28 protein-coding genes and 1 tRNA gene are annotated in these 26,087 nt (G+C 58.0%); 14 read left to right on the top strand and 15 right to left on the bottom strand.

All coding sequences use genetic code 11. The annotated features are described in order from the left end of the window. Positions 1-49: 49 nt before the first annotated feature. The 3 genes from O77CONTIG1_RS17670 to O77CONTIG1_RS27140 form a co-directional block, all read right to left on the bottom strand. Positions 50-2,239 carry a hypothetical protein gene (locus O77CONTIG1_RS17670; protein WP_068513225.1) on the bottom strand — a complete coding sequence of 730 codons (2,190 nt, stop codon included), beginning with the start codon at positions 2,237-2,239 and terminating at the stop codon, positions 50-52. A gap of 396 nt (positions 2,240-2,635) precedes the next feature. Then, positions 2,636-3,103 carry a phycobilisome protein gene (locus O77CONTIG1_RS17665; RefSeq protein WP_286132386.1) on the bottom strand — a complete coding sequence of 156 codons (468 nt, stop codon included), beginning with the start codon at positions 3,101-3,103 and terminating at the stop codon, positions 2,636-2,638. Between the two features lie 258 nt (positions 3,104-3,361). Beyond that, positions 3,362-3,493, bottom strand: coding sequence for a hypothetical protein (locus tag O77CONTIG1_RS27140; protein ID WP_286132385.1), 132 nt, complete (start codon positions 3,491-3,493; stop codon positions 3,362-3,364). Positions 3,494-3,556: 63 nt separating this feature from the next. On the opposite strand from O77CONTIG1_RS27140, the gene O77CONTIG1_RS27135 reads away from it, so the two are divergent. From O77CONTIG1_RS27135 to O77CONTIG1_RS28095, 4 genes are all read left to right on the top strand, one after another. Further along, the gene (locus O77CONTIG1_RS27135) at positions 3,557-3,679 is read left to right on the top strand and encodes a hypothetical protein (RefSeq protein ID WP_286132384.1); all 123 of its coding nucleotides are present in this window, start codon (positions 3,557-3,559) and stop codon (positions 3,677-3,679) included. Positions 3,680-3,981: 302 nt separating this feature from the next. Continuing rightward, the gene (locus tag O77CONTIG1_RS17660; protein ID WP_068513220.1) at positions 3,982-4,308 is read left to right on the top strand and encodes a hypothetical protein; all 327 of its coding nucleotides are present in this window, start codon (positions 3,982-3,984) and stop codon (positions 4,306-4,308) included. A 241-nt stretch (positions 4,309-4,549) separates the two neighbouring features. Next, positions 4,550-5,260 carry a methyltransferase domain-containing protein gene (locus tag O77CONTIG1_RS17655; RefSeq protein WP_317134132.1) on the top strand — a complete coding sequence of 237 codons (711 nt, stop codon included), beginning with the start codon at positions 4,550-4,552 and terminating at the stop codon, positions 5,258-5,260. Beyond that, positions 5,191-5,529, top strand: coding sequence for a hypothetical protein (locus tag O77CONTIG1_RS28095; protein ID WP_317134131.1), 339 nt, complete (start codon positions 5,191-5,193; stop codon positions 5,527-5,529). The genes O77CONTIG1_RS17655 and O77CONTIG1_RS28095 overlap by 70 nt, the downstream gene beginning before the upstream one ends. 89 nt (positions 5,530-5,618) lie before the next feature. On the opposite strand, the gene O77CONTIG1_RS26325 is transcribed toward O77CONTIG1_RS28095, so the two are convergent. The 5 genes from O77CONTIG1_RS26325 to gatB form a co-directional block, all read right to left on the bottom strand. Continuing rightward, on the bottom strand, positions 5,619-6,200 hold the full coding sequence (locus O77CONTIG1_RS26325) for an adenylate/guanylate cyclase domain-containing protein (protein WP_156435431.1): 582 nt from the start codon (positions 6,198-6,200) through the stop codon (positions 5,619-5,621). Next, complete coding sequence (locus O77CONTIG1_RS26320; protein WP_286132716.1) at positions 6,125-6,955, bottom strand: CHASE2 domain-containing protein; 831 nt, start codon at positions 6,953-6,955, stop codon at positions 6,125-6,127. Before O77CONTIG1_RS26320 ends, O77CONTIG1_RS26325 begins: the two co-directional genes overlap by 76 nt. Before the next feature lie 123 nt (positions 6,956-7,078). Beyond that, positions 7,079-7,591 (bottom strand): CHASE2 domain-containing protein, encoded by a 513-nt coding sequence (locus O77CONTIG1_RS26315; RefSeq protein ID WP_225894609.1) that lies wholly within the window; start codon positions 7,589-7,591, stop codon positions 7,079-7,081. 207 nt (positions 7,592-7,798) lie between these two features. After that, a complete protein-coding gene (locus O77CONTIG1_RS17645) occupies positions 7,799-10,468 on the bottom strand; it encodes a chloride channel protein (RefSeq protein WP_286132383.1) in 2,670 nt (889 codons plus the stop codon). Further along, positions 10,461-11,939, bottom strand: a complete 1,479-nt coding sequence (gatB, locus tag O77CONTIG1_RS17640) for an Asp-tRNA(Asn)/Glu-tRNA(Gln) amidotransferase subunit GatB (protein WP_068513213.1) — start codon at positions 11,937-11,939, stop codon at positions 10,461-10,463. The genes O77CONTIG1_RS17645 and gatB overlap by 8 nt, the downstream gene beginning before the upstream one ends. A gap of 398 nt (positions 11,940-12,337) precedes the next feature. Between gatB and O77CONTIG1_RS17635 the strand changes: the two genes are divergently transcribed. The 4 genes from O77CONTIG1_RS17635 (at position 12,338) to O77CONTIG1_RS17620 (ending at position 15,958) form a co-directional block, all read left to right on the top strand. Then, complete coding sequence (locus O77CONTIG1_RS17635) at positions 12,338-12,607, top strand: hypothetical protein (protein WP_084782807.1); 270 nt, start codon at positions 12,338-12,340, stop codon at positions 12,605-12,607. A 260-nt stretch (positions 12,608-12,867) separates the two neighbouring features. Continuing rightward, positions 12,868-14,112: a HetZ-related protein 2 gene (locus O77CONTIG1_RS17630; protein ID WP_286132382.1), complete on the top strand. Its 1,245-nt coding sequence runs from the start codon at positions 12,868-12,870 to the stop codon at positions 14,110-14,112. 167 nt (positions 14,113-14,279) lie between these two features. After that, complete coding sequence (locus O77CONTIG1_RS17625; RefSeq protein ID WP_068513208.1) at positions 14,280-15,566, top strand: hypothetical protein; 1,287 nt, start codon at positions 14,280-14,282, stop codon at positions 15,564-15,566. Beyond that, positions 15,533-15,958 (top strand): hypothetical protein, encoded by a 426-nt coding sequence (locus O77CONTIG1_RS17620; protein ID WP_068513205.1) that lies wholly within the window; start codon positions 15,533-15,535, stop codon positions 15,956-15,958. Before O77CONTIG1_RS17625 ends, O77CONTIG1_RS17620 begins: the two co-directional genes overlap by 34 nt. A 162-nt stretch (positions 15,959-16,120) precedes the next feature. Here the strand turns inward: O77CONTIG1_RS17620 and O77CONTIG1_RS17615 are convergent. Further along, a tRNA-Arg gene (locus O77CONTIG1_RS17615) sits at positions 16,121-16,194 on the bottom strand. 47 nt (positions 16,195-16,241) lie between these two features. Between O77CONTIG1_RS17615 and moaC the strand changes: the two genes are divergently transcribed. The 4 genes from moaC to O77CONTIG1_RS27130 all read left to right on the top strand — a co-directional run bounded on the left by moaC (position 16,242) and on the right by O77CONTIG1_RS27130 (position 17,570). Then, the gene (moaC, locus tag O77CONTIG1_RS17610; RefSeq protein WP_068513202.1) at positions 16,242-16,748 is read left to right on the top strand and encodes a cyclic pyranopterin monophosphate synthase MoaC; all 507 of its coding nucleotides are present in this window, start codon (positions 16,242-16,244) and stop codon (positions 16,746-16,748) included. A 160-nt stretch (positions 16,749-16,908) separates the two neighbouring features. Next, positions 16,909-17,178, top strand: coding sequence for a 2TM domain-containing protein (locus tag O77CONTIG1_RS17605; protein WP_068513199.1), 270 nt, complete (start codon positions 16,909-16,911; stop codon positions 17,176-17,178). A gap of 81 nt (positions 17,179-17,259) precedes the next feature. Then, positions 17,260-17,442: a DUF3181 family protein gene (locus O77CONTIG1_RS28440; protein ID WP_410503472.1), complete on the top strand. Its 183-nt coding sequence runs from the start codon at positions 17,260-17,262 to the stop codon at positions 17,440-17,442. Continuing rightward, the gene (locus O77CONTIG1_RS27130; protein ID WP_286132381.1) at positions 17,403-17,570 is read left to right on the top strand and encodes a DUF3181 family protein; all 168 of its coding nucleotides are present in this window, start codon (positions 17,403-17,405) and stop codon (positions 17,568-17,570) included. Before O77CONTIG1_RS28440 ends, O77CONTIG1_RS27130 begins: the two co-directional genes overlap by 40 nt. A 141-nt stretch (positions 17,571-17,711) precedes the next feature. On the opposite strand, the gene O77CONTIG1_RS17595 is transcribed toward O77CONTIG1_RS27130, so the two are convergent. The 3 genes from O77CONTIG1_RS17595 to O77CONTIG1_RS17585 all read right to left on the bottom strand — a co-directional run bounded on the left by O77CONTIG1_RS17595 (position 17,712) and on the right by O77CONTIG1_RS17585 (position 20,794). Continuing rightward, the gene (locus O77CONTIG1_RS17595) at positions 17,712-18,470 is read right to left on the bottom strand and encodes a class I SAM-dependent methyltransferase (protein ID WP_172799719.1); all 759 of its coding nucleotides are present in this window, start codon (positions 18,468-18,470) and stop codon (positions 17,712-17,714) included. A 160-nt stretch (positions 18,471-18,630) separates the two neighbouring features. Then, positions 18,631-19,629 (bottom strand): Sll0314/Alr1548 family TPR repeat-containing protein, encoded by a 999-nt coding sequence (locus O77CONTIG1_RS17590; protein ID WP_225894608.1) that lies wholly within the window; start codon positions 19,627-19,629, stop codon positions 18,631-18,633. A gap of 148 nt (positions 19,630-19,777) precedes the next feature. Continuing rightward, entirely contained in the window at positions 19,778-20,794 is a 1,017-nt protein-coding gene (locus tag O77CONTIG1_RS17585; RefSeq protein WP_068513191.1) for a LysM peptidoglycan-binding domain-containing M23 family metallopeptidase, read from the bottom strand. Between the two features lie 393 nt (positions 20,795-21,187). On the opposite strand from O77CONTIG1_RS17585, the gene O77CONTIG1_RS17580 reads away from it, so the two are divergent. Continuing rightward, positions 21,188-22,423: an HhoA/HhoB/HtrA family serine endopeptidase gene (locus tag O77CONTIG1_RS17580; RefSeq protein ID WP_068513189.1), complete on the top strand. Its 1,236-nt coding sequence runs from the start codon at positions 21,188-21,190 to the stop codon at positions 22,421-22,423. A 68-nt stretch (positions 22,424-22,491) separates the two neighbouring features. Here the strand turns inward: O77CONTIG1_RS17580 and O77CONTIG1_RS17575 are convergent, their stop codons facing one another. Continuing rightward, positions 22,492-22,857 (bottom strand): DUF760 domain-containing protein, encoded by a 366-nt coding sequence (locus tag O77CONTIG1_RS17575; protein ID WP_068513186.1) that lies wholly within the window; start codon positions 22,855-22,857, stop codon positions 22,492-22,494. Positions 22,858-22,959: 102 nt separating this feature from the next. Here O77CONTIG1_RS17575 and O77CONTIG1_RS17570 point away from each other — a divergent pair, with 102 nt between their 5' ends. Next, positions 22,960-23,802 (top strand): SWIM zinc finger family protein, encoded by an 843-nt coding sequence (locus O77CONTIG1_RS17570; RefSeq protein ID WP_068513183.1) that lies wholly within the window; start codon positions 22,960-22,962, stop codon positions 23,800-23,802. Between the two features lie 22 nt (positions 23,803-23,824). Here the strand turns inward: O77CONTIG1_RS17570 and O77CONTIG1_RS17565 are convergent, their stop codons facing one another. Both O77CONTIG1_RS17565 and clpX read right to left on the bottom strand, forming a co-directional pair. Next, positions 23,825-24,697 (bottom strand): alpha/beta fold hydrolase, encoded by an 873-nt coding sequence (locus O77CONTIG1_RS17565; RefSeq protein WP_068513180.1) that lies wholly within the window; start codon positions 24,695-24,697, stop codon positions 23,825-23,827. 40 nt (positions 24,698-24,737) lie between these two features. Continuing rightward, positions 24,738-26,084 (bottom strand): ATP-dependent protease ATP-binding subunit ClpX, encoded by a 1,347-nt coding sequence (gene clpX, locus O77CONTIG1_RS17560; RefSeq protein ID WP_068513176.1) that lies wholly within the window; start codon positions 26,082-26,084, stop codon positions 24,738-24,740. Positions 26,085-26,087 lie beyond the last annotated feature (3 nt).

Raw genomic sequence — 26,087 nt, 5'->3', positions numbered from 1 at the left:
AATCGACACGCCAAATTTCCCAACCCAGGAACGATGTCTGGCGGCAGCGCTAGGATTGCGACTCGGTGAAATTGGCGGATTCTGGCTCCATCGCCTGGGGCCCGGGTTCGCTAGGCGGCGACATGGGGACTGATTCCAGCGCGGCGGGACGTTCCCCGCGAACCGGAGCGGCTTCGGGCGGAGCCTCTCGCACGGGCGCTGCCTGGGGACGCTCAAATCGAGGTGGCGGCTCTACCACACGCGGCGGCGGCTCTACGACGCGCGGCGGCGCAACGTTCACAGGCGGCGCAGGCGGCGCAGGTGGCACAATCTGAGGCGCTTCGGGTTCTGTCAGTCCAGAAATATCCTTGGGCGTGGATTCAGGCTGGGGCGTAGCGCTAGATTCGGGCGCGATGGGCGTTTGCACAGATGGGCGGGGGAGGTTGCCCGATGGCGCAGGCTGACCCGGAGTGCTGCGGGTGGGGGCTTGCGGCAAGCGATATTTCGGCTCTTTTGTCTCGTCAAGTGAAGCGTCTGGCGCAGGGGCGATCGCCCCCGATCGGCTGCCTCCGACGGGAGGTTCCAGGGTTGGGCTAGGGCCAGGAATAGGGCGATCCGGCAGCATGGGCGAGGAGTTGAGGCGATTTAGCTCGGCCTGCCAATCTCGAATCGCAGCCCGCGCCTGGGGATACAGCGCCCGATTGGGACGCACCAGTGCCGCTGCGGCGATCGCCTCTCGCAGGCGGCCGCGTCGCGCCAGCGTCCGCGACAGGTTGAGATAGGGCTGGTCTTCGATCACCTGGATCTGGCGCGTCCAGTCGCGAATTAACGCCTGCGCTTCGCCTCGCAACGCACGACCGTCGGCAATTTGCCCGGCCTGGGCGATCGCCGCTTGCAGCGAGGGAACCGTGCCCTCAGTAGCCAGCCGCCGCGCCCGCGCCAGAATGGGTCGATCCTCCAGCCGCTCGATTTCGCGGTGCCAGTGGGCAATCATCGTCTGCGCCTGGAGGCGGCGCGGGTGTCCTGGCTGAATTTTTTCGGCCTGGGCGATCGCCGTCTTCAGCGTCTCCACAGTTCCCACGCCCGCTGTCATCTGCGCCAGTTGCAACTGCCGCAATCCGTCTAGCTGAATCTGCCAGCTTGCCAGACTGCTCTGCGCCTGGGCATAGTAGGCGCTAGTGGGCTTAATCTGCTTCACGGCAGAGATAGCCTCCATCATGCTTATGACGTGCTGTGGCGTGGCGACCCAGTTTGTCCAGGTGGAAACAGCCAGCTTCCGCGCCTCGCTGAGATGGATCAAATCCTTCGCCATTTCAGCCCGGCCGGGATTGACCTCCACCTGCTTGGTGAGGGCGATCGCCTGATCAAACTTTTGCTCCTTCCAAAGCTGGAAGGCCGCGCCCAGCAGCCGATCGCTCCACTGGTTCAGCATGGGCTGAGCGTCGCCCCAAGCATAGCTGCCCTTGTCAATCCGCCCCGCTTGGGCGATCGCCTTGCCCAAATCGGGCAATTTACCTGATTGGGCAGCCTTCTGAGCCTCGGCAAACTGCTGTCTTGCCTTGCGCTCTACCAGCAGTTGTTCCGACAGCGCCCGGGCCCGCTGGTTACCCCAGTAGGGATGGCTCATCTCGCCCAGATCTCGGATCACCTCCGAGGCGTTACCCCAGGCTTGCTCTTTCATAGCGGTTTGGGCGGCCGCTACCAGCGCCTCGCCCTGCCGCCAAATGCCCTGCCAGGTGGCGATCGCCGCCTCTGCATCAGCCCGCACCGAGCTAGACTTAGGAATTCTGCGGGCAATTTCCACTGCACCTTGCAAATCGCTGGCGTTCATCTTCTGGCGGGCGATCACCAGCAGCCCCTTCGACCATTCTTCAACCGATCGCTGCGCCTCTTGATAGAGGGGGTGTTCTGGAGTCCAGGTTTCAATCAGCGCTAGACCCGACAGTAGCTCGTTCAGCTCACCCGATCGAGCCGCCTGCTGAGCGCAAAACAGCCGCTCCATATCGGGAGCTAGTGGCGACCCTGTTTTGCAATCGGGTGCGGGCGGCAGCATTAGCATCCACAGCAGCGCCGATGCCGCCACGCCGCCCAAAGCCGCGCAGCTTGTCAGCCCTACAATTAGCCATCGCCAAGACTTGGGCCGGGGCTTGATGAGCGTATCTGGTGCAAGCCCACCCGCCTGTCCAGCCCCGCCCAGGTACATGCCAAACCCATCCGCGCCCCCTTCGGGCGATCGCAACTCACAAAATCTCACTGGCATAGCGAACCCTCACCCCAGTCAAAATCACCTAAAGCATACAGTCGCTTGAGTTAACAGCCGCTTGAGTCAACAGCCCCACGAAGCATCCGTATTACTTCTGATTCTCTACAATATATTCTTTAATAATGGGTGGACGTGGCCCCCGAAACAAAAAACCACGGTTTTTGGGCAATCGTCTTTTGAAATTTACAGGATTTAGCCAACCACTTCAGGATTGGCAACATTTCGCTTCGTAACAATCCCCTTGGTCTGACAGGATGCTCAGCGCGACCCCTTAGCGCCGCTTGTTGCAAAAAAGCGGTCGCAAAGATGAAAGAAGCTCCCTCTACAAGCCGTTAGCCCAACGACTCGCCCAGGAAGCTTACGCTTTGAAGCTTTTGGTTTGATTTATGTCGCTTAAGCAGGATTGCCGCCAAGCAGATGCCGGTTGATTTCTAGAATGGGGCAAAACAGGCTGGCTTGCACTGGGGTCAGGTGTTGTCGCACCACATACTGCATGGCTTCATAGGTCGCGTTGCAGCTTCGCTGTGCGCCAAAGGCCCGCATGATGGTTTGAAACCATAGCAAAAAGCGCTCTTGCAGCGTTTCTGGATCGTTAAGCAGCATCGCCACCGCAGAATAGCGCAGCACCCGCACCGTATCCCGCTTCCACTTGGTGGTCAGGTCAGTGCCGCCGCCCTGAAACAGAGTCGGGTCTTTGCTCATCATGTACTGCTGAACCTGGTTCACCAGCAGCGCCTCTACACTCTGGATGCGTTGATAAGTTTCGAGTCGCAGCCCGTAGGATTTTGTATAGTCTCGCAAAAATTGTAGGTCTGCATCAGTTGCATACTGGCCTTCGGTCTCCAAGCTAAGGCGTTTCATCTGGCTAAGCATAGAGGGTTCTTCGCAGGATTGGTTCAGGATGAAGTAAGGGAAAACGCGAAAGAATCAATGGGTCAGCAACCGCAGAAGCTCTGCTAGATGCAGCTACGGCGTTTTTGAAGCTAGTGAGGTACGCGGATAAACAAGAATCCCTTGCCCCGCGAGGGCAGCGCGTGCCTCACCCTGAAAGAAGATGCTGTAGAGACCTGATTGTATTTAATCTGCCCAGGACGCATGACAAAATAACGTTTTGTAAAGCTAATTCCAGGAGGGACTTTGGGCGATCGCCCCCCAATCGCCGCCCAATCTCCGCCCAATCGCCCCCCAATCGCCGCCCAATCGCCCCCAGTCTCTTCTCTCAAAAGCCTCAAAACCCAGAAAATAAAGCAACGTTGGGCTGCTTCTGCCTGATTTCAGCCTTGGGGCTATCGCGCCGGACTCGGAGGGCAACTTGTGACCCAGATCACCAGACTATTCCCTAAGATAGATGCGATCGCGCCCCAGGACACCCAAAAAATCGGCACAGCGACCGAGGTCATGAGGGCGATCGCCCCCCACACTAAAAGTAGCGTTTAACTGTCCTTGCCTTACAGCGACCGGATTCCTGGCCTGTGAGGCAATTTTTGTAGCCATTTTTCAAACGTCTCACGGTCTGCACCCCCAAATCTGTGATTCAAAAAACATCCTTAAACCAAACAGCAAGGCTAGGCTTTTGGTCACAAACTAGGGATGAATTGAGGGGGCCGCTCTGTCAACCTGTCAACGAGTGCGCCGTATCGAGTCTTCGGGCGGGTGCTACAGTCTGGCTCTGCTGGCTCTGACCGTCCTAAGACCTGCCCGATTCTGCCATCTAGCGCCACGCAATCGAGGTTAAGCCTGTGAAGATCGTTTGGGAACAAAGCATCTATTTTGGCAACGTTCCAGTATTCTGCTCGATTTGCGGTCGCGAGTCGCGTCCCATTCGTAGCGGCTCAAACCAGCTCTTGCTGGCGGTGATTTACAACGACCAGGGCGTGATTTGTGGCGAAGCCTGTAGCGATTGCGTCAGCGCCGGGCCGCAGGTAATTCGCGCCCGCCTCCAAGATCGGGTCGAGATTTTGCGAGAAAAGCTGGCAGACGTGGAGGCGATCGCCCAGCTTGCCCAAGACACCATCGAGCTACCCACGCTAGAGCAAGAATTTCGGGTACATCGCCGCGATGGATAGCGGCCGCAATCCTTCTATCGCTTGGTGGTAAACACCGTCGTAAACATCATCAGCATTCCGCCGATCAAAATCACCACGGCCAGCCCGCCCATCACCCAGTTCAGAGAATCCATCGAGTCCATTGGTCTGATCAATCCTGTCGTTTGTTAAAGCTTGTTACATTAAGAATCAGGGTTCAACCCGTTCTCATCCACAAGTTTTCATCCAAGTTTTCATCATAGTCGTTTGGGTCGGATTCTCAATGGGTTCATTCTTTGCGCTGATGCTTCTGGCGACCGGGGCGATCGCCGCCCTTGGTTTAATTCTTTACCTGCTTACGGCCCGCCGCTACCAGTCTGGCGACTCCGTCGCCCGCTCCTACGACGAATGGACGCAGGACGGCATCCTGGAATTTTACTGGGGTGAACATATTCATCTGGGACACTACGGCTCCCCGCCGCGCCGCAAAGATTTTCTCAAAGCCAAGGCCGACTTTGTGCATGAAATGGTGCGCTGGGGGGGACTCGATCGCTTACCGCGTGGCTCCACCCTGCTCGACGTGGGCTGCGGCATCGGCGGCAGCAGCCGCATCCTGGCGCAAGACTACGGCTTTAACGTCACAGGCATCACCATCAGCCCCCAGCAGGTAAAGCGGGCGCAGGAACTCACACCCGCCGGACTCAGCGCCAAGTTTCTGGTAGACGACGCGATGGCGCTGTCTTTTCCCGATGCCAGTTTCGATGTCGTCTGGTCGGTGGAAGCCGGGCCACACATGCCCGACAAAGCAATTTTTGCCAAAGAGCTGATGCGCGTGCTGAAACCCAGCGGCGTGCTGGTCGTCGCCGACTGGAACCAGCGCGACGACCGCCAAATTCCCCCTGAATCTCTGGGGAGCGCATCGTCATGCGACAACTGCTGGATCAGTGGTCGCACCCAAAATTTGCCAGTATCGAGGAGTTTTCGGAACTGCTAGAAGCCACAGGCCTCACCGACGGCCCCGTCACCACCGCCGACTGGTCAAAGGAAACGCTGCCCTCCTGGCCCGACTCGATCTGGCAGGGCGTAGCGCGACCCGCCGGTCTGGTGAAATTCGGCATTCCCGGCCTGATCAAATCGCTGCGAGAAGTGCCGACCATTTTGCTCATGTGGCTGGCGTTTGGCGTGGGGCTGTGCCGCTTTGGGATGTTTCGCGCTGTCCGTAAAGAGGTTAAAGGGTTTGGGGACATAGGTTCAAAGCTTTGAATCACATCCGGCTGAGCGAACTCTTGCCCCATCCCTGGATGTAATCCCCGGATCAGCAATCTAAAATCGCCAATCTAAAATCCAAAATCTCACGTTGCGTAGCCAATCACCCGATAGACCTCCACAAGCTGCTGTTTGCCGCTGAGCGCTAAGGGTCCCCAGGATTCTACCTGAAACTTGCCTTTGACATGCATCAGCGTTTCCTCAGCGATTAACACGCGGCAGAGATCGACCTGGCGATCCTTGAGGCAGCTTTCCAGCCGAGATGCCGTGTTCACGCTGTCGCCAATCACGCCGTATTCCATTCGCTCCTTGCCGCCCAGGCTGCCCACACCACCCACGGGGCCAGTGAAGATTCCCACCCGCATCTGGATCGGCGGAAGTCCGCGCTGTTGCCAGATCTGGTTTAACTGCTCCAGCCGCTTGCCCATTGCCAGGGCGCAGGCGATCGCCTGATAGGCATCTTCATCGACCTCGCGCTCCTCCACGCGGGGCATGGGCACCCCGAAAATCGCCAGCAGCCCGTCGCCCGTGAACTTGTTGATAATGCCGTGGTGCTGCTGAATTTCGTGGGTCATGGCTTCGAGATATTCATTCAGCCATTCCAGCAGCGCCTCCGGCGGCATTTGCTCAGAAATGGTGCTGAACCCTTTGATGTCGGTAAACAGCATTGTGGCGACCAGCCGCTGACCCGGCAGCTTGCCTGAGGCCAGCAGGCGATCGCGGGCATTCCACAGCGCGTCGGCAATTTCGGGGGGAGGTGTTTTGCCCCAGCAGCGTCATCACCATCTGGGTGCTGGCGGTGCGACTGCTGCGCTCGGTAGGCGACGATCGTGCCCAGCGCCATCATCGAGGCGATCGCCGGAGCCACCGTCGGCACCCAGCCCTGCTGCAAAAATAGCCCAAAGCCAGCACCTGCAATCAGCCCCAGCAGCCCCACGCTGCTCAGGCCCAGCGCGATCGGATGGCGCACGCTCCAGGCGATCGCCCCGCTGACCGTTGCCCAGCCCAAGATCCACAGACACTCTTGCCACTCTGCCCAAAACCAGAAGGGCGATCGCGCTCCGGTGGCAGCATCGAGAAACTGGCTCACCATCTGGGCGTGAATCATCACCCCCGGCATCTGGTGGCTCACCTCCTCGCCCGCGCTAAAGGGCGTGTAAAACAAATCCTTGCCGCTGGGAGCCGTCATCCCAATCAACACAATTTTGTCCTGCACCCACTCTGGCGAAATGTCCTGCGCCAAGACCTGACTCAAACTGACGCGGCGAGCCGGATTTTGGCGGGCGCGATAGTCTAGCAGGGTTTGATAGCCGCTGCTGTCGAGGCGCTGGTAAGCTCCGGAGTTGGGCTTGTAGCGGCACAAAAGCGGACGCGCCAAAGCTGCAAATCGTCGGGATTGGGCGGCGCTGGGGCGCGGGCGGATGCCGTCTGGCTTCAGGTAGGCGATCGCCAGCCGCAGCGACAGGGACGTATGGGTTTCGGTGTCGGGTGTGGGCGTATAGCAGGCTGCGGCGAATCACCCCATCGCGATCGATCAATCACAAAATCATTGAACCCGACGCGCTCGGCGGGCAACCCCGGCGGGTGGAATGCGACTCCGGGACGGATCGCTGCGCGAATCGCCCGCCGACTCGCCCAGTTTGGTAATCGCGACTAGGTTTGGGGCCAGAAGTTGAGCTTGCAACTGGGCGTGACCCGGCTCCTGGGGTACGTCGCGGTGCAGGTCTAGCCCGATGACGCGGGGCTGATATTGCTGAAGCTGGGCGATCGCCTGGGCCAGCGTTTCATCCGACGGTGTAGACCGCTGGAGCGCTTGGATATCCGCTTCGGTAATCTCCACCACCAGCAGGCGCGGGTCGGGCGAATCGGGTGAATTGCCAAGCAATCCGTCCCGAAATCGCAGGCGCACCATCCGGTCATAAATCCGCAGTTCCAGCGGTTCCAGCCCGCCCACCTGCCGCAGCCCCAACACCAGCCCAGTCACAGTCAAACCCGTCAGAGTAGCCGCCTTCAGGCCGCTCAACCCGCTGGAGCAAAAAGCGTTCCAAAGTTTTGTCAAAGAAGAGGGTGAAGCGCTCACGGGTGGTTTAAGAAAAGACTGCTGAAGACTATAAACCAGTCAATGAAACAGTTTGTAACTTGAGAAAACCGCACCCTAACGTCACCGATTTTATTAATCCCAAACGCACTTGGTTTTCACCATTTCCAAAGGGATCATTCTTCCCAAAGCATCACTCTAGCTTGGTTGTGTGCCTGGATATTTGCATCAGGGGTCTTCTGGGGCGATCGCCGCTCGCACAAGAATCACGGTGCAATCGCTGCTGCGGGCGATCGCTTCTGGGATATTGCCCGTGAGCGCCTGTTGCAGCAGGCTTTCGCGACTAGCCCCCAGCACAATCACGTCGCAGGGTTCCTGCCACGCCAGCCGCAAAATCGCCCCCGGCACGGAATGTCCCCGAATCGGGCGGGTAGTGATGGAACAGTTGACCCGCTGGCGGAGTTCGTCCATTGCCGCCGCCATCACCGACAGATCCGCCAGCGGCTCGTCTACAGGCAACACCTGACAAAGCTTGATGCTGGGGTCAGGGCTGAGGCTCGTGAGTGCAGGCAGCAGCGTCAGGGCATATTGGGCATTGGGCCCACCCGACAGCGGCAGCAGCCAGTGATTGAACCTCGTCTCTTCGCCCAGCTTCACCAGCACCACGTCGCAGGGAGCCTGCCGAATCAGCGTGTCCACTGCCGTGCCAAACACACGCCCTGGCGTGCTGGTGCTGCCCTTCCAGCCCATTAGAACCAGGTTGATATGCCGCGCTTTAATGGCCTCTAGCATCGCCTGCGCTGCGTCGTGGGCTACACGAATCTGCGTATGCACCGGCACCTGCCAGTTTTGCCCCAAATGCTCAATCTGCCGCAGCAATCGTCGTGCCTGGGTGGTGCGGACGGCAGTTTCCGAAGGCGGATGGGCCCGCGACACCAGAATGACGTGCAGCACCTCCAGTTCATAGCCCCGCGCCTGGGCGATCGCCCCCGCCAGTTTCACCAAAATCGGAGCCGTCTGGGGATTGCTGACGGGCAGCAGCAGCCGACCCCGGCCTGTGGCGGGCGATCGCGTCCGGTAGACCTCGTAAGAGGGGGCGGGACGCGGCCCCAGTTGCAGCGACTCGCCCGTGAGCTGATCAGACTCGGCGCGAATAATGTCGGCACGGGTGATAATGCCCACCAGCTTTTGTCCATCGGTAACGGGCAAGCGGCTGACCTTAAACCGATTCAGTAAAAACAGCACATGGGTGAGCGAGTCAGACGGGCGGACGGTTACGGGTTGCGGTGTCATCATGTCTGACAGGGTTGCAGCCGCAGGATTGGCAGGCTGCCGCTCTGGAGCCGACAGGTCGCTCTGGGTGACGATGCCCACCAGCCGTCCGTTGTCTACGACCGGAAATCCGCGATGGTGCGATCGCGCAAAGGCCTGTTTCGCCTCATCCAGCGACAGGCTGCTCGACAGCGTTTCTACCCGCCGCTGCATCACCGCTGCCGCCGTTAGCTTTTGCCAGGGCGCGGGCTGGGTTCCCGGCGACTGAATCTGGATGCCGTTCCACTCCAGCAGGCGGCTATAGAACGAACTGCCCACCAGTCGTTGCGCCACCAGATAGGCAATGCCCGACCCAATCATCAGCGGCAGCACCAGGTTGAAATTGGCGGTGATTTCAAACACGATAACGATCGCCGTCACCGGGCCCCGCGTCACCGCGCTGAAAAACGCGCCCATCCCCGCCAGCGCATAGGTACTGGCTGGACTGACATGCGGTGCAAGCCCCAGCAGTGATTCCAAGCCGCTGCCCGTAATGCCCACCAGCGCCCCCAGCGCCGACCCCAAAATCAGCGACGGCGCAAAAATTCCTCCTGGCGCACCCGACCCGTAGGCCACCAGCGTCAGCAAAAACTTTGCGCCAAAGGCCAGCAGCAGCAAGTACCAGGCGGCGTTGCCGCCACTGAGCAGATCTTGCAGCCCTGTATTGTCTCGGAAACTGTCGGGCAGTTGCGATACGACTAACCCAGACAGCAGCCCTGCCAACCCAATTCGCCCTGGCAACCCCAGCGGGAGCCGACGGTTGAGCGTCAGGCTGACAAAAATGCCTCGGCTAAACAGCGAGCCTAGCAGCCCCGCCAGCAGCCCCAAAATTAGAAAAAGCGGCACGTCGTAGAGCGAAAACGTCGCTTCATAAGAAGTCATGCCCAGATCCAGGCTGAGGCTGCGACCGCCCAGCACCCGCGACACAACTGCGCCCACAAAGGATGCCAAAATCGCCGTGCCCAGCGTAATCCCGGAGAAATCTTGCAAAAACTCTTCCACCACAAACAAAATGCCTGCGATGGGGGCATTGAAGCCGGCCGCCAATCCTGCCGCCGCGCCCGATGCGATGAGCTGGCGACGATATTCTGGCGAGGTGGGAATCCACTGGCTGAGCTGGGCGGCCAGCGCTGCACCGATCTGCACGGTCGGGCCCTGGCGACCCAAGTTCAGCCCCGCGCCCAGCGTCAGGATAACGCTGACCAGCTTGACCAGGGCCACACGGACATTGAGGGCGATCGCCACATTGGCCAGCACCGCCTTCACCTGGGGAATGCCGCTGCCCGCCGCCTCCGGAGCCAGCCGCTCGATCAGCAGCCCCGCCAGCCCGCCGCCCACCAACCCCACCAGCGGCAGCACCAGCCAGTCTGTAAACTGGTGCGACCATTGCACCCGCCACCCGCCCAGCCAGCCCACGCTCTGTTTGAGCATGACCGCTGCCAGCCCTGAAACTAGACCAATGACGCAGGCTTCCGCGATCGCAAACTGTTTGGAGCCATTGATCCAGCGCACATTGATCCAGCGCATTTGAAGAATTTGGAATGAGGGAGAGCGCGGAATAGCGGTGATAGCCGCCGGGCTACCCATCCAACTGCTTCACCAAGAGCTGATTCGTCAGCTTCGGGTCGGCGCGGCCACCGGTTTGCTTCATCACCTGACCGACGAAGAAGCCCAGCATGTTTTTCTTGCCGCTGCGATATTTTTCCAGTTCGGCGGGATGGGCTTCCAGTACCTTGGCGATCGCCGCTTCGATTGCAGCCGGGTCAGAAATCTGGATCAGCCCCTTCTTTTCCACCAGTGCCTTAGCGGAGCCGCCCTGAGTCAGCAGGTCTGGCAGAATATCTTTGGCAATTTTGGTGCTGATGGTGTTGGATTCGATCAGCCCGATCATTTCCGCCAGCGTTTCGGGAGTCAGGGGCAGGTCAGCCAGGGTTTTCTTTTCGGTGTTGAGATAGCCGCTGATATCGCCCATCAGCCAGTTGGCGGCTTGTTTGGCGGGTGCGCCTGCGGCCAGGGTCGCCTCAAAGTATTCCGCCATCGCGCGATCGTCCGTCAGCACACGAGCATCGTAGGGCGATAGCCCCAGGTCTTCTTCGTAGCGACGGCGCTTGGCGGCGGGCAGTTCCGGCAGTTCGCTCTTCCAAGCGGCAAGCTGTTCGGCAGAGACTTCGATGGGACCGAGGTCGGGTTCGGGGAAATAGCGATAGTCGCTGGAGCCTTCTTTGACCCGCATACTGATGGTGCGCTGACTGCCCTCTTCCCACAGGCGCGTTTCTTGGACGAGGCGATCGCCCGCCTCTAGCACCTCGATCTGCCGCTCAATTTCGTAGTTAATTGCCCGCTCGATGGCATTGAAGGAGTTCATATTTTTGATTTCCACCTTCGTGCCAAATTTTTCTGATCCCACAGGACGGATGGAAATGTTCACGTCGCAGCGCAGAGAACCTTCCTGCATGTTGCCGTCTGATACGCCCAGATAGCGCATGATCCGGCGCAGTTCGCGGGCATATTCTGCCGCCTCTGCTCCAGAGCGCAGGTCGGGTTCCGACACGATTTCGATCAGCGGCACGCCCGCCCGGTTGTAGTCCACCAGCGAAAAGGTAGACCCAGAGAGGCGATCGCTCCCGCCGTGAACCAGCTTGCCCGCATCTTCTTCCATGTGCAGCCGCGTAATGCCGATGCGTTTGCGAACAGGCTGTCCCTCTTCTTCTAGCTCGATTTCTAGCCAGCCATGCTCGGCGATGGGCAGGTCATACTGCGAAATTTGGTAGTTTTTCGGCAAATCGGGGTAGAAATACTGCTTGCGGTCAAACTTGCTGTAGGGTGCAATTTGACAGTTCAGCGCCAGACCTGCCTTCACCGCGTATTCCAGCACTTTCTGATTCAGCACCGGCAGCGTCCCCGGTAGCCCCATACACACCGGATCGATATTTGTGTTGGGATCAGCGCCAAAGGCAGTCGAACTGCTGGAAAAAATCTTGGTTTCGGTGCTGAGTTGGCAGTGTGTTTCCAGCCCGATAACGGCTTCGTACTGGGTCTTGGTGGCGATGGTGGTCATAGAAAATCCTGGAAAATCCAGTTCCAATCCTCTGATGATTTATTGTATCGTTGCGCCTCACTCTCTCAAGCCATTTCAGAAATCGGCACTTCACGTGTACTGGGAATCAGATAAGACATTTAGGATAGCTATACTTCATCAGGTTCGAGGTTTGAGCCAATGCCTGGTTGTATCCCTTGCAAAAGCGAGAAAGTGCGGGGCAGAATGCGGGATAGGAGGTGGGGGAGGCGATAAGGATGGTATATATTGTTGTCCAAGCTGATTAGGCAAGGGGCTGGTCGTCTAAGCTGATTGTCCGAGCTTCAGGTTCAGGCTTCAAGGGTCAGTCAAATGGTCTTGTCGAATGATTTTGTGTTTGTGGCGTGTGTTTGGTTTGTGGCGTGTGTTTGGAGAGGGACGTGAGTACTGAATCGTCATCATTGGAAGCGCTGGTGCGGGAAATTGGAGAAGCCGTCCTGGCAACGACGGAAACAGTTGATCAGCTAACGGGACATATGGATACGTTGTCCAAGCAGGTGCAGCAGCAGGGCTATCAGATTTTCGCCTTGAGCGATACGGTACAAACCTTGGCAGAAAATCAGGATGCTACGCTAGAGCGACTGGCTCAGTTGACGGATACGCTGCAACGGCTGGTGGCAGCAATTGAAGAAGACCCCGAATCGACTTGAGGAATTCTGCTGGATTGACCTGGTGATGCCAGGAACATGTTGGGAATATGCGAGGGATGGGTCAGGGATGGGTCAAAAATGCGCCAGAAACTTGACAAAAATCCTGTAGGGCGATCGCCCTGGGTGAGTCTGGAGTACCTAAATGGGTGATGACACTGACCCGACAAATATGAAATGGTTGCGGAAAGGTTGAATCGTCACACACCCGGTCGGCGGAGCCGATCGAACTACCCAGCAATCAGCGAGGGAGCGCAAGATATATGGTCAAAGCTAGTAGCATGGAAGCCAGCACCGAAGCTTGCACGAAAGCCAGCACTGAGGACTACATTGCTATGACGACGGCTGAGTCGAGGTCGGAGGAACTAAAACGCGAGTGGCAGGCGCGGCTCCAGCAAGACTATCCTGACCAGCCCACGACCCTTCAGGACGCAATCTTGCACTGGCTGCTGGGTGATGCGCCGGAGCGCTTTGATGAGATGACCCCAGTGCAAGTTATGGTGGCGCGGCAGGCGATGGACTATCGCTATCGCATCTTGCAGCAGCGCTATTTAGGAGTCCGGCCAGATCAGGCTTACAAAAACCTGCTACAGCGCCTCAGCAGCCTATTCCTGATTCGCAGCAAAGTCCGCACCTGGGTAGCGCTATCGCGCGATCGCCATCGCAGCGTCATGGATGTGCTGCAAGAAGTGATTCAGGAACTCATCCAAAACGATACCTACATTCGCCAGCAGGTGCAGTGGATTGCTCGCTGCACCACCCAGCCCCGCCTGCGAGACGGACTGATGCTGGCCAGCATTGAGGAGTATTGCCTGCGCCCGATTCGCAATCAGCCGCTGCTGGTCTATCGGTTTGTCAACTATCTGCGGCGCACCCAGCGCGGCGGCATGACCCAGGTTCCGACGGGTGAACTGATTCGGCTGGTATCGGAGGAAATTGCTCCCGACGATAGCGACAGCGCCATGAGCCTGCTCGATTCTCAAGCGCTCAGCCGGTATGAGCAGCAGCGCGATTGGGAAGAGCAGCAGGCCTTACGCGACGAGGTCAAGCAGACTTTTCTGAACTATCTCAGCCAAGAGGTTGATCCGCTGGCAGCGCAGTGGCTACGGCTGCATCTCCAAGGCAAGTCGCAGGAGGCGATCGCCACGGCGCTGGGGGTTCCGGTCAAGCAGGTTTATCGACTGCGGGAAAAAATTAGCTATCACGCCCTGCGCGTGTTCGCTGTCAAGGCTGAATCCGAACTGGTCATGACCTGGCTGGGCACTTCGGTAGACAATAACCTGGGGCTTGCGCCTGATCAGTGGGATGAGTTCTATAACGCCCTCAGCCCAGAACAGCAGCAGTTGGTGCAGGATTTCAAAACCTGGAAAACCGCCGAGGCGATCGCCCAGCATCGCAATCTCAAGGTGAACCAAATTACTGGAGAATGGGTCAAGGTCTACCTGTCTGCCCACAGCCTGCGAAACTCGTCCCAGTCTGACGACTCCGACAACTCAGAATTGGCCTGAGCCATCCGCCGCAAACGCAGGCAGGGCAGGCTGGCGGCTTGCGGATGGCGATTTGCAGCAAGACTGGGTATGCTTGAGTGAACAAACCGCCCAGGGTGCTGGAAGCGGCTCGCTTCCATCATGATCAATCATGGTCAATCCCTAAAGATTGGGAACGGTGCGATTTTATGACCTCCCCGCTCAACAAAAAAGTCGGGGCAACATCTGCCGACGCTCAGTATCGGTCGGTTTTGTCTCATTTTCCAGGCAGCCTCGCGCAGTCGCTAGACCTCCAGCAGATGTTTGTCTTGATTGACGGCATCTTGCCCTTTGAGGCGTGTTTGTATTATCAAGTGCTGCCGCTAAAGCTGGAAGACAACTGCCTGCTGCTGGGCATGGTCAACCCCGAAGACAACCCGGCCGCAGATTATGTGCGCCGTATTATCGCCTACCACAACTATTATCCCCAGCCCCAGCCGATTTCGTCCGATGCGCTCCAGGCTGCCCTTTCTGCCTATTTGCACTATACGGGCAGCCGCGCTGCCCAGCCCAGTCCGCCTCCTGGCATAGAAGAGACAGACCGTTTGGGCGATCGCGCCAATACCAGGGATAAAGCCGAAGCCGATCGTCGTTCACGAGTCGCCCCCCGCATCCGCACCGAGCAAAAGCTAGACCGCAACACCCAGCCAACGCTGGTGGTCGATAGCCCAGAAGATTTGAGCCAGGAGCTTGCGCCGCCCCGGTTTCGGCCGATCTATGCGCCCTCGGGCACGCCACCCGCCGCACCAGAGCCAGCCCCGGAACCTGTTCAGCCGGAACCCGTTCAACCCGCTCTTGCAGCAGAGCCAGAAGGGCGATCGCCCGACAATCCCTTTGAGCCATTTCCAGATCTGGACTCGCTTTCCGATGTAGCCAGTGCATCACAGGCTGACGCAAGACCAGAGCCAATTCACGATGAACCCAAGGTGGCGCTAAGCCGCGATTCTGCCGAAGAGAATCCGGTTTCGTCCCCACCCACGGCAAAGCGGAGTGCCGAAGCCCCACCCTCCGAGGCGGTATTTTTGGGTGAAGACGAGTTAGCAGAATCCATCTCCGCTGTTCAGAGGCAGGAAGAGCCGTTGCCCACCCCGGCGATCGCCCCCGATATTCCTCTAGAAACCCTGCAAGACTATCTCGCAACCTTCATCAACGTCGAGCAGCCGCCCCAAGTGCCCACGCAACTCATGACCCCGATTCCGCCGCTCGTCATCCAGTTAAACCATCTCAGCCGTCCGGCGGAAACCTTGGCCACCTTGCCGCCGCCAGAACTGTTGCAAGAACTGTTGGGACGAGTCCTGATCGGGGGTATTGGACGGCTCTATTTCGAGCATCAGCCCCCGCTATGGGGCGCATCCTCTGGAGCCAAAACGGGGTACTGCAATCCGTCATTGACCGCTTGGATTTGCGTCATTTTCGAGGCATTATTGCTGAACTGAAGCAGCTTGCTGGGCTGCCGCTGGTGCCAGTCGAACAGCCCCGCCAGGTCGAAATCGAGCGACTACACGAGCGGACGCGCCTACTACTGCGATTCCGCTTTATCCCCACCGAACAGGGCGAAGAGGCGACGCTGCAAATTTTGCGCGGGGCCGCGCTGAAGTTTTATCAGCAGCAGCAAATTGCCACGCTAGAGCGAGATGCCCTACGAATTGCCCGACAACTCCAGACCAAGCTAAACGAAATCCGCGATCGCGCTCGTCTAGAGTCGGGCATGGTCGCCGCGAAGTTGGAGGTGCTGCCCGCCCTCAGCCAAATTATCAAGACCATTGAGGAACAGGTAGACAGCCTGCAACCAGAACCTGTTGATTCGTCAGAAGATGCGCCCCCTTGAGTAAACGCAGGCAGCAGGGCATTAAGGTAGGGCGTAGATGAAGCAGAACCAAAGGGTAAACTTTTGCATGCTTTTTTCTGCGCTTTTCTCCAAAATTGGCAATTCAAGAAAGCCAAAGAAAGCAAAATGGAGTGAGCTGCTTTGGCTCACTCCACTTGCTGACGGGCCAGGAGGGATTCGAACCCCCGACACCGTGGTCCGTAGCCACGTGCTCTAGTCCACTGAGCTACAGGCCCCTGCCAGAAACTTTATACTATCACACGACATCAACAGAGTCTGACTCATGGAACAAAATTCTGCTGAAAAATCTCTGCCCAACCTGACCCATCTGGACGCAACCGGGCAAGCAAACATGGTGGATGTGTCGGCTAAGGCAGCAACCGTGCGGATGGCGATCGCCCTAGGGCAAATCCAGATGCAGCCCGAAACCCTTGCAGCAATTGAATCGGGCAATGCGCCCAAGGGCGATGTGCTAGGCACGGCCAGGCTGGCAGGCATTATGGCTGCCAAGCAAACCGCCAACCTGATTCCCCTGTGCCACCCACTGCCCCTGCAAAAAGTAGACGTTCAGATCACGCCCAATCTAGACCTGCCGGGTTACGATATCCGCGCTGAGGTGCGCCTCAAAGCCGAAACTGGCGTAGAAATGGAAGCGCTGACCGCTGTTTCGATTGCGGCACTGACGCTCTACGACATGGCCAAAGCCCTAGAAAAATCCATGCAAATCACAAACATTCGCCTGCTCAGCAAGACGGGCGGCAAATCGGGCGATTACCAGGCGGCGCAATAGCCTGGATTGGGGAAATGCAGCAGTTTTGGACGGGGTGAGACACGCACTCTCCCAACGAGACCAGAGTTTCGGTTCCCTGCGTCCTGCACTCGCTGCAAAACCGCTGTAGTAGACAGTCACACCAGTACAATAAAAGCTGGATGTTCACTCGGATGACTATATGCCTCCCCGCTGGCCCCGCGAACCCGACCGCAACGACCCCGCCTTTCGTAAGCTGGACGACCGCATGACCTTTGCCACCCACGTTGCAGTGTTTATTGCGGTCAACTCTGGCGTGTGGTTTTTTCGACTCGTGCAAGCTCAAGCCTGGCCCTGGACCGTGTGGTTTAGCGGGCTGTGGCTGGCGGCCTTGGTGGTGCATGGGGTCTATATCTTTGCGATCGCTGACTACTCTGGCCCGGTGAGCAAGCCCAACGCAAAGTCCCCTTGAGGTGTGTCTTGAAACAGGCACCTCCAAACCGATTACGACCCTGACCGAACTTTTCATTCCATTCATCAATACGGCGTAGACATGGCGTATTCCAATTCTTCCGAAGCCATCGAGGCCCTGGCCGCAGAACTGGGCAAAGAGGTGTACATCGACGTAGCTAAGTGGCATTTGTATCTCCGCGATGCTCACCTCAACACCCCCCCTGGCAGAGCAGCTTTATCCCCTTGCTTGAAAAAGGCGTGCCGACTGAGGACGAGGTGCTAGATATTCTGCGCGGCATTCCTGTCAAGCTGGGCGGCGGCAAGCACGAAGTTTCTCTGCTAGATCTGTTGCCTGTGCAGTCCCAAATCCAATTGATGGACATTGTGGAAGCGTTTCAGCAAAAGCTCTGAATCATCTGAATAAACAGGCTGTAGGCATAAACAGGCTGTAGGCTCTGCACCTTGCCCGTCCAGCATCTTACCTGTCTATTATGTCTACTTGTCTAAAGGTCTTGTCTCTAAAGGTCTTGTCTAACAAGTCTTGTCCCGGTTCTATATTCGCCCGACTCGTAGAAAAATATCCCAGCAGACGGTTTTGGGAATCGTTGGATCACCCCAGGCAGAAGAGAGGGCGATCGCCCCCACTCTTGCAACCCGTCCCAGCCCCTCTGCGTCGGCATAGCGCTGCACCGCAGACCAGGTAGAAACGCAGCCCAAAATGATCTCCGGAGTCCACTGCACGGTCTGGCGAAAGGTGGGCGCGGGCAGTTCCTCAAACGGAAAGGGGACTGTCTGGTAATGATCATGCACGAGTTGCACTTCGGGCGGCTGCATGGGCAGGATGAGTGCGTAGAGTTCGTCGATCAGCGCGGCCACGGCAGGTGTGGCCTCGGCAACCCGGAATAAATCGCTGCACCAGGCCGCAATCACGCCGCCCGGCCGGCCCACGCGATTCACCTCGGCATAGAACCCGTCCAGCGGCAGCCAGTGCAGCGCCAGCCCGACCGTGATCAGGTCTACGCAGTGGTCGGGCAGGCCGCTGGCCTCTGCGGGCGCAACCGAATACTGAATTCGCTCGTGGGGAAAGGCGTTGGCGATTTGGCTGGCGCTGGCATCCGTCGCGTAGATGGTTTCAAAATAGGGCACCAGCCCGATCGCAACTTGCCCATTGCCGGTGGCGCAATCCCAGGCTGCGTCGTGTCTTGTTGCCGTTTTGACTAGGTAGGCGTATAGCTCATCGGGATAGCCCGGACGATACTTCGCGTAGCGGCTCGCCTGACGCGAGAAATAGTCTTTGAAAATAAGAGCCACGGAATAGGAGCCACGGAATAGGAGCCACGGAATAAGGGCCACGGGTAAATGGCAAAGGATCAGGAATTAGACCGACGGCGTTCAGGAAGATTTTAGAAGATCTGGTGGACGAGCGATCGCCCTAAGCCACGAACCAGCCCAATCTTAACCCAAACCCCGGCTAGCGACGACGCAGCAGCGGGTTGCAGCGCTGACGGCTCACACCATCTCGCAACCCTTCGACCACGCTCTCAGCACGACAGGCCTCCCAGGCGATTTGGTTGGCGTGGCGTTGGGGAAGCTGGTCTTCTTTTTCCAGCGCCCGCTGAAAGAACTCCAGGCTCTCACGATACTTCTCCTGGCGTACTAGAATCTGTGCCTTGAGATAGTAAAGATCGGGATTGTCAGGCGTATCTGCGAGGGCCTGGTCAACCGCCGCCATCGCGGGTTCAAACTGTTCCAGATCCCGATAGCCGATGGCGATTCCCCGCTGCGCTAGATATTCGGGCCCGGCAAAATTTTCCAGCTTTTCCAAAGCCTGTTCTGGGCTGCTAAAGGGCAAGTTCGTCGCCAGGAACAGTTCGATGTACCCCTTCACCAAATTTAGCTCTGGGTCGTCGGGGGCAATGCGTTCGGCCTCGCCCAAGGCGCTGAAGGCCCGCTGAAGTTCGCGGAGGACGGTGGGCGTGGCGGCAACGGTACTTTGGGTGGAGACGGCATACCCGCCTTCCAGGAAGTGTCCCACTGCTCGGTAAATGTTGCCCCGGAGTGGATCGCTCTGCATCAGCCGTTCTGCCGATCGCCGAGTCTGGGTAGCGCGATCGCGCAAGGTATCCCAATCCCGGTTCAGGTAGGCCAGCGATGCGACCAGGGCGTGGGCCAGCGGCTCATTGCGCGAGGCATTCTCCAGCAAACTGGCTGCTTGAGTGTAGTTACCCTCGGCAAACATGGCGGTGAAGGCGGCTTCGGTGGTGCGGTCGATGTTGCGGGGGTTGGTGCTGCGAAACGGGTCAGCGAGGGCGGGTAGGGCCAGACTGTGAAGCGCGATCGCCAGCCCTCCGGCCACCGAACCGAGCGATCGCCAAAACTGCTTTGAGGGCGATCGCCCCGTTTGGCGACCAGGCTGGGAATTGCGGACACCGCCACTCTGGCGCGAGACGAGAACCGCTGCAATCGACATAGCTTACCTATCTCCAGAAATTGTGAAAACCACTAATTGCAAAAGCTACTTGCAAAGATACTTGCGAAGCTTACTAAAGTGTTAAAACCACTACAGTCGAACCCTGCTCTAGTGTACGAACTGTTTTGGGCAGATGCCAGAGCGTTCCCTACTGTCCTACTCGCATGTCCTGAAAATAGAGGCCTGGATCTTGGGCGACCCAGCCCAGGTCAGAATTGGAGCGGACTTCAAACCGCAGCAGGGGTTCCTGATCAGGGGCGCTGCGACCAACCGTGCCGAGGCGATCGCCCGCCTGCACTCGCTGCCCCACCTGCACCTGAATCGTCCCCAACTGGGCGTATCGCGTTTGCAACCCTTCGGGATGGTTGACGACGACTAGATTGCCGTAGTTTCCTTGATTGGCCGCAAAGGCGACTGTGCCCTCACCCGCTGACACCACCGGGTTTCCTTCACTGGCTGCCAGGTCTACGCCGCTGTTAAACACGACCTGCCCCGATCGCGGATCGATTTGCCAGCCATAGCCCTTAATCACCAGCGCCACCGTTGGGCTACCCAGGGGATGGGTTCTCAGAATCGCCGCCGCCCGATCGGGGCTAGTAATTCTGGGGCGGTTGTTAGGATCGGCCGCAGTCCCCGCTGCCGTACCTCCGGCCGCTGGGTTCGCCGAAGATAGCGTTGCACCGGGGACGAAAGCAACCCGACCCGGCGGGCGACAGCCGTTTGCCTCAAACAGCACATCTGCCCGCACGCGATATTGCTGTGCCAGGTCGCGCCAGGTGCGTCCAGTCGGAACCTCTACCCGCAGCCCGTTGATCGGCGGAATCAGCAGACTAGTGCCCACTGGCGGATTGCCCTGCCGCAGCACCGGATTCATGCCAATCAGGGTTTCTGCTGTCAGGTTGTGGCGCTGGGCAAGGCTGGCGATCGTGTCTCCGGCACGGGTCTGATAGCGGGTTAGCCGGGACAGCACCGGCGCTGGGCAGAGCGAGTCGGTGGGTGCATCGGCAGATTGGGCAATTAATAGGGCATAGGCTGAGGAAGGTGTTGGCAGACTGGATTGGGCGATCGCCCCTTGGCTCATACCTATGACCCCCAATCCCAGCAAAACCATCCCACCCAAATCAGCGCCCCGGCGCTTGCGATATGCCTGAAATTTCTCGCTCATGGACAACCCTTCTCTAACCAACGTTTCACCAGCAGGACTTAAGCACCTGTGATCGGTTTTCTGATTTTGGACGATTTCTGGTGGGTGCAGCCCGCAAGAAATCGTTCAACTGCCTCAGGACGAACCCAGATTGGCTCAAAAACCGGCTCAAATGTCTCCATCCTAGCCAGCCACAAACCGCTCTTGCGAGAGATTTCCTAGATTCTTCCCTGCAAAAAAATCCAAGAAAGATTACGCTGGAAGCGATCGCCCTAATAGGCAAGACGAAGCACCCGTCTGACGGTTACTTTAGAATCGCTCTGTATCGTTAAATCTTTACGCAGTCGCCCCACAGCATTCCGCCTAAATCTCTGCCCGCCCGATTCCCTCGTCACTGCTTCTCAACTCCGTCTCATGGTTAAATCTTTGAAATCTTGGGGCATGTACGCCGCCGTGCTGGTGATGGGTGTGAGTCTGGGCATGGCCGGACACGCGACTTGGCAGTCGTTCAGCCCCGTCCGCACCCCTCAGCCTTTGCCCAATCGCAGCCCTGCCAACGTGCCGCCGTCCCTGGCCCCTGTGGCGAACGAATCGCCGCCTGCGCCGCCGAGTGTTTCCAGCGCTCAGCCATACAACTTTATTGCGGCTGCCGCAGAGCGCGTTGGCCCAGCCGTGGTGCGGATTGATGCATCCCGCACAGTGAGCCGGGTTCCACCAGGAGCTAGTCCCTTCTTTCGTCGATTTTTTGGCGAAGAGGGCCCAAGCGCTCCGGAGCGATTGCGGCGGGGAACCGGGTCTGGCTTTGTGATTTCGGCTAGTGGGCAAATTATTACCAATGCCCATGTGGTGGAGGGGGCCGACACGGTGCGTGTGACGCTAAGGGACGGGCGCGAGTTTGAGGGACGGGTGGTGGGGGCAGATGAGGTGACAGATGTGGCGGCGATCGCCATCGATGCGACCGATTTGCCAACTGTGACGCTGGGCGGCTCGACCAACTTGGTTCCGGGACAATGGGCGATCGCCATCGGCAATCCTTTGGGACTGGACAACACGGTGACGGCGGGCATCATCAGCGCTACGGGACGCTCCAGTTCCGAAGTCGGTAGCCCCGATCGGCGGGTTCGTTTCATCCAAACCGACGCAGCGATTAATCCCGGCAATTCCGGCGGCCCGCTGCTCAACGACCAAGGCGAGGTCATTGGTATGAACACGGCCATTCGCGCCAACGCGCAGGGGCTGGGTTTCGCCATCCCGATCGAAACCGTCAAGCGAATTGCCGACCAGCTTTTTGCTACGGGACAGGTCGCGCATCCGTTTTTGGGCATTCAAATGACCAACCTCACCCCAGCGCTCAAGGAAGAATTGCAGCAAAACGTCGAAGACCCGCCCTTCGATCCGTCAAAGCTCGCGGTCGATCGGGGCGTTCTCATTCTCCAGGTATTGGAAAATACCCCCGCTGCCACGGCTGGACTTCAGCCCGGAGACGTGATTCTGAGGGTGGGTGGCGTTCCTGTTTACACTGCATCCGACGTGCAGGAGCAGGTGGATGGTAGCAAAATCGGCGATCTGTTGGCGCTAGAAATTAACCGGGAGGGTGAGGTTTTGGAAATTGGCGTGCGACCCACAACCCTGCCGCGATCGCAGAATTAACCGCAGAATCGGCAGAATTAACTCCCAGAATCAACCCACAGATTCAACCCACTGAGCAACACCAAATGCTAGCTGCCGGACGACTCATCGCCGCTATCGCGAAACGAGCCAAACGCATCAGCCACGCTGACTTCTAGCTCCATGCGTTGCTCCATGCGTCGCAGGAAATAGCCCGTCATCATGGCAGAGGCAAGCAGCCCCGCCAGATTGTCGCGATCGGTTGTAATCTGCATGTTAAAGGCTTCTGAGGGCAACATCCCGACAAGCCCCTGCACGTTTTGCGAAATGATGTCTTTGATTTCTGGGCTGACAGACCGGGCCACTCGCGCCAGCACCTCTGGCGACTGGTGCTGGAGATACTTCAACAGTTCGTTGGCTTGCATCTCTTCGGCGCTACTGCCAAACAGTTCGGTGCTGTCGGGGTCAAAGTTCATAGGAACCCAGGAAGTCACGATAAGATTGAATCCTATTGTTACATTTATATTTGCGCCTGTGACAATGCTCCTTAAGGGAAATTACGGAACTTGCATTAGACCATGACTCAGTATGACGCGCAGCCAAGTCGGGAATGGTGGGCCCAGCGCTGGATTGATGTGCTGGAGTCATTTGGCTGGGTGCGCCGCCTGGCCCGCGCCCGTAACTATGCTCGCGAAGGCCATGTGTTATCCATTGAATTTCGCGGCGCGAAGGTTCATGCGCGAGTTCAGGGCACTGCGCCAGAGCCATACAAAGTCACGCTGTCCCTCGATCCGTTTGATGATGAGCAGTGGCAGTATGTGATTGAATCGCTGTCTCAGCAGGCGATCTTTTCTGCCAAGCTGCTGGCGGGCGAGATGCCGCAGAATATTGAAGAAGTTTTCACGGCTAATGGGCTGAGCCTGTTCCCGTTTACCAAGTTTGATATCCACAGCCGCTGTTCTTGCCCGGACCCGGCGAATCCCTGCAAGCACATTGGGGCGGTGTATTATGTGTTGGGCGATCGCTTCAGTGAAGATCCCTTTGTGCTGTTTCAGTTGCGGGGGCGCACCAAGGAGCAGATTATCAGCGAACTGCGTCGGCTTCGTAGCGCCAGTCCCGATGTGCCACCGCCAGAAGAAACGCCCAGTCCACCAGTGGTTACATCTTCGGCGATCGCCCTGCAAACCTTCTGGCAGTATGATCATCAGCTAGAGCCATCGCTGGTGGTCATCGCGCCGCCGCCTAGTTCTGAAACTGTCCTCGATCTGCTGGGGCAGATGCCGCTACGTTCTGATGGCGGCACGTCGGGGTCGGTTTCTGCCCATGCGGTGAATGAGTATCTCCGCAGCCTCTATAGCCAGGTGGCGCAGCAGGCCGTGCTGTCTGCGATGACGGCTGGAACCCAGCCAGAAGAGAGTTAAGTCTGCAAGCCGAGACACAACGCTAAGCAACGGGTTCGAGCGTCTGGTTCAGGAATGCCTCGATGGTTTCCATATAGGCTTCTGCATCTTCCAGCATGGGGAAGTGTCCTGTCTCGGCGATGATGCGGTGGGTGATGCGATCGCTCAGGCTGGCAGCCTGCTGCCCCATCGAGGCAGGTATAATCTGGTCGTATTCGCCGGAAATTAGCAGCGTAGGAACCGTGAGGCGGGCAAATTCCTGCGGCATCACGTCCACAGCCTTTTTGCTGACGGCAGTGTAGATGGTGCCCAGGGCAGCTTCGTAGTCGGCATCGAGATAGTCGGCCAGAAACGCCCGGCGATCGCCCGCCGAAATCGAACGACGCAGGAACCGCGCCATAAACATTTGATCTACAAACGGGATGTAGCGCAGCCAGCCGGGGCGAAAATCCACCACATATTTCCCAAAGCGGTAAAAGGCTTCAAACGCTCGTTTGTTGTATTCAAAAATGCCGCTGCATGTCAAAATGGCGCGATCGACTCGCTCAGCGTACTGGTTCAGAAAAAAGACGGCGATCGATGCTCCGGTGGAATGAGCATTCAGCGTTACTCGTTCCACACCGAGAGAATCCAGCAACAGCGCCAAGTCGTCAGCATAGGTCTCCAGTTCATAACCAAGGGCGGCTACGTCTTCTGGAATGGGGCGGGGCAGGCGCGATCGCCCAAATCCCCGCAGATCGTACAGCAAACAGTCATATTGCGACACCAGCCGTCGAGCCGTCGATTCCCAATAGCGGGCAGACCCCGCCCAGCCATGCAAAAACACCAGTACGGGACGGCTTCCAGACGGTGCTGAGCCGGATTCACAAATCCATTCGTAATAGTGATCAACACCGCGAATCGAGCAGTAAGGCATCGGGTAAATTCTGACCTCGCAACCCCTTAACCTGAAAAATCTATGCAGACTCGGGCTTGGGTAGGGAAGATGGGTGCAGCAGCAACTCTGCGGTCGAGCGCTTTTCGACCATCTCGCGAGTGATGGCGCAGCGCGTCACGTCCTTGCGTGAGGGCAACTCGTACATTACGTCGAGCATCAGTTCTTCCACAATGCTGCGGAGGGCGCGGGCCCCAGTCTTGCGGCGATAGGCTTCCTTGGCGATCGCCCGAATCGCGTCTGGCTTAAACTCAAGCTGCACGTTGTCCATCTTCATCAGCTTCTGGTACTGCTTGACCAGCGCGCTTCGGGGTTCCGTCAAAATAGCAGCCAGCGCATCCTCATCCAGCGGGTTCACCACCGCCATCACCGGAACGCGCCCGATAAACTCCGGAATCAGCCCAAACTTAACCAGGTCATCCGGCTCCAAATGCTTCAGCACATCCGCCGTGCGCTTATCCTTAGACTGCTGTGCGTCCCCCGGCTGCACAAAACCCATCGACTTTTTGCCGATTCGCTGCTCTACAGCCTTCTCTAGCCCAACAAACGCGCCGCCGCAGATAAAGAGAATGTTGCTGGTGTCGATTTGAATGCAGTCCTGATAGGGATGCTTCCGCCCACCTTGGGGAGGAACATTGGCGATCGTCCCCTCCAGCATTTTTAGCAGGGCTTGCTGTACCCCTTCCCCCGACACATCTCGCGTAATCGAGGGATTTTCACTCTTGCGAGCAATTTTATCAATTTCGTCGATGTAGATAATTCCACGCTGCGCCTCTTCTACGTCCAGATCTGCAACCTGCAACAGCCGCAGCAGGATATTCTCCACATCTTCGCCGACATACCCTGCTTCGGTCAAAGTCGTTGCATCAGCTACCGCAAAGGGCACGTCTAGCATCTCCGCTAGGGTTTGAGCCAGCAGTGTCTTGCCACAGCCCGTCGGGCCAATCAACAAAATATTGGACTTTTGCAGCTCAACGGCATCGTCTGCCTTCCCACCGTTCGCAGCCTTACTCTGCACAAAGCTGAGGCGCTTGTAGTGGTTGTACACCGCAACCGAGAGGATCTTCTTGGCTTCGTCCTGGCCAATGACATGCTCATCCAGGTGCTTCTTAATCTCGCGGGGCTTGGGAATTTGGCTGAGAGAGAGGCGTGGCGCACGGGCGGCCCGCTTTTCAGGCTGCTGCTCTCGGCGGGGCGAGGGTTGGGGCACGGTGGAACTAGAGTCAAACAGCTCTTCATCCAAGATTTCGTTGCACAAGTCCACGCACTCATCGCAAATGTAGACCCCTGGGCCAGCGATGAGCTTGCGAACCTGCTCTTGCGACTTACCACAAAACGAACATTTCAGATGAGAGTCGTATTTTGACATGGT

Origin of the sequence: Leptolyngbya sp. O-77, from assembly GCF_001548395.1 — a bacterium.
GTDB lineage: Bacteria > Cyanobacteriota > Cyanobacteriia > Elainellales > Elainellaceae > Thermoleptolyngbya.
Note: the sequence above shows the minus strand (reverse complement) of the source record. Positions and strands in the feature narration are given on the sequence as shown.